Raw genomic sequence first — 1379 nt, forward strand, 5'->3', positions numbered from 1 at the left:
GAATAAAATGCGTCGTAAGCAGGAAGATAAACCCGCTGCACCACCTAAACCAACGGCGGAAGAGACTTTGTTAGCAGAAATTCGTGATTTACTGAAAGAGCAGCAGACACCGAGACTTTAACTGAAATTACCCGCTAGGGCTTAATTAGAAGGGCAGTATTGAATACTCAAACGAACACTCAATACTGCCCTCCAGATAACCCCTCTTCTCATTTTTCGCTTTACGACAGTAGCTCCCCTTCCCTTTTTGATTTTTCTCAACACGTTGTTTAAACAATGGATCATGAAGAAGCGCCTGCAATGCATTATCCTGAATGATGCCTTTTTGATGCTTATAGTGGCTCATAAAACCTCGATATAATTAATACTGTTGAACAGAATGCGCGCATATGATACTGCTACAATTATGCTTGCGAAAGCGTTTTGTAAAACCCTTGAAATGCTTATGCTACCTTACCCGCTCCATCTTCCAGTGCTTCTAATATAGAACAACTGACACTAGTATGCGCAGAACCACAGCAGGCGGCGCTCAGCCTTTGGAGTGACTCGCGCATCTGATTAAGCTCTTGTAATTTAAGCTCAACTTCAGCAAGACGTTCATTCACGATAGATTTCGACTCCTGACAAGTGTGATGCAAAGGATCTATTCGAATAGAAAGTAACTCCTTGATAGCATCAAGCGTAAAACCTGTCGATTTGGCATAACGTATGAAGCGTAAACGCTGTACATCACCTTCGTTATACTGACGATAACCCGATGGATTGCGTGAGCCCGTGCCCATCATTCCCTGCTTTTCATAGTAACGCACAGTATCTGTGGAGACATTGGCCAGCCTGGCAAGTTCACCAATTTTATACATGCCTATTTTCCTCTGAATTTATCCTTTATCGCCTTTTCGTAATGCCCTTGAAGGAAGTCAGTGCTCATACCTGCCTGCTGTAGACGTATCTGTAAAATCTTCAAACGCTTTTCAGCGGGAAGAAACTTCGGATCATCGCTGTCTAATGTGCTCAATAGGTGATTTAACTCAATCGCTTCTTTTCGATCCTGCAACTCGGGCGGCAAATAGCCTGCATTTTTCAAAATACGATAGGAAGTTCTTAGCTCATCCGGAACTGCACTGTCGTCATCCAGGATAAGCGGGCGCCCACTGCCAGGCAGGTTATCAAATTCACCTTTTTCCTGAGCATCTTTGATGTGCTTTTCAACCCACTGATCCATTAGAAACATGATTTCGCCTTCGTCACATTGCACAAACCATTGTAGATCATAGCTGGAAGCGGCGCGCCGTAAAAGGGAGTGGAATGCAGAACGATTAAAGTTGGGAAAAAAGGGGAGTAGAACAGTGAGTTACAGATGTAAAAAAACCGGGCAGAAG

At 43.7% G+C, this 1379-nt stretch carries 3 protein-coding genes and 1 pseudogene; 1 reads left to right on the plus strand and 3 read right to left on the minus strand.

Going from position 1 to position 1379, the window contains the following annotated elements; genetic code table 11:
• Positions 1 to 121: pseudogene (locus J1785_RS26570) on the plus strand (MscL family protein); the annotation flags it as partial.
• A gap of 24 nt (positions 122 to 145) precedes the next feature.
• Here J1785_RS26570 and J1785_RS00980 read toward each other — a convergent pair.
• The 3 genes from J1785_RS00980 to J1785_RS00990 all read right to left on the minus strand — a co-directional run bounded on the left by J1785_RS00980 (position 146) and on the right by J1785_RS00990 (position 1231).
• Positions 146 to 346: an alternative ribosome-rescue factor A gene (locus J1785_RS00980; protein ID WP_129955651.1), complete on the minus strand. Its 201-nt coding sequence runs from the start codon at positions 344 to 346 to the stop codon at positions 146 to 148.
• Positions 347 to 443: 97 nt separating this feature from the next.
• Entirely contained in the window at positions 444 to 860 is a 417-nt protein-coding gene (zntR, locus tag J1785_RS00985; protein WP_217218592.1) for a Zn(2+)-responsive transcriptional regulator, read from the minus strand.
• 2 nt (positions 861 to 862) lie between these two features.
• Positions 863 to 1231, minus strand: coding sequence for a DnaJ family domain-containing protein (locus J1785_RS00990; RefSeq protein ID WP_129955649.1), 369 nt, complete (start codon positions 1229 to 1231; stop codon positions 863 to 865).
• Positions 1232 to 1379 lie beyond the last annotated feature (148 nt).

It is taken from the genome of Rahnella perminowiae (assembly GCF_019049755.1).
In the GTDB taxonomy this organism is placed as follows: Bacteria; Pseudomonadota; Gammaproteobacteria; order Enterobacterales; family Enterobacteriaceae; genus Rahnella; species Rahnella perminowiae.